The organism is Hydrogenophaga sp. NFH-34 (assembly GCF_021401345.1).
GTDB classification, from domain to species: Bacteria; Pseudomonadota; Gammaproteobacteria; order Burkholderiales; family Burkholderiaceae_C; genus Hydrogenophaga; species Hydrogenophaga electricum.
The window spans coordinates 1-696 of the sequence record NZ_JACBGE010000068.1 but is presented as its reverse complement, the minus strand read 5'-3'; the positions used below and the strand labels follow the sequence as shown (position 1 = coordinate 696).

Genomic DNA, 696 nt, shown 5'->3' with positions numbered 1-696 from the left:
GAGCGCGGCCTGCGCCGCAGCCTGGACGACCACCTGGCGCGCGCCCAGGGCGGCCTCACGGTGCTCGCCTCCATCGCCTCCACCGCCCCCTTCGTGGGCCTGTTCGGCACCGTCTGGGGCATCTACCACGCGCTGCTGGGCATCGGTGCGGCCGGCCAGGTCAGCATCGACCAGGTCGCCGGCCCCATCGGCGAGGCCCTGATCATGACGGCCCTGGGCCTGCTGGTGGCCATCCCCGCGGTGCTGGGCTACAACGCCCTGGTGCGCGCCAACAAGGCCATCACGCACCAGCTCAACCGCTTTGCGCACGACCTGCACGCCTACTTCGTCACCGGCGCGCGCGTGGGCAGCGCCGGCAGCCCGGGCAAGGTCCTGCCCATGAAGAAGGCCTGAGGCCACACCGCCCGAGCGTTCAAGGAGAACACCCATGGCCATGGCCACCCAGGAAGACAGCGACCAGATGCTCAGCGAGATCAACATGATCCCGTTCATCGACGTGATGCTGGTGCTGCTGATCATCTTCATCATCACCGTGCCGGTGATCAAACACGCGGTCAACATCGACCTGCCGCGCGCGAGCAACCAGAAGCTGCTGGACAAGCCGGAGAACGTGCGGCTGTCGGTGGACGCCGAGGGGGCGTACTACTGGAACGATGCGCGGGTGGACGATGCCGTCTTCGAGCAGCGCCTGAACGA

At 67.8% G+C, this 696-nt stretch carries 2 protein-coding genes; both read left to right on the top strand.

The genetic code is table 11. The features are described from left to right. Nucleotides 1-393: MotA/TolQ/ExbB proton channel family protein (locus L0977_RS25345; protein ID WP_234267699.1), on the top strand; the 393-nt coding region annotated here is incomplete at its 5' end. 34 nt (nt 394-427) lie between these two features. Further along, nucleotides 428-696, top strand: a 269-nt coding sequence (locus L0977_RS25340; protein WP_234267698.1) for an ExbD/TolR family protein, incomplete at its 3' end; no start/stop codon positions are given.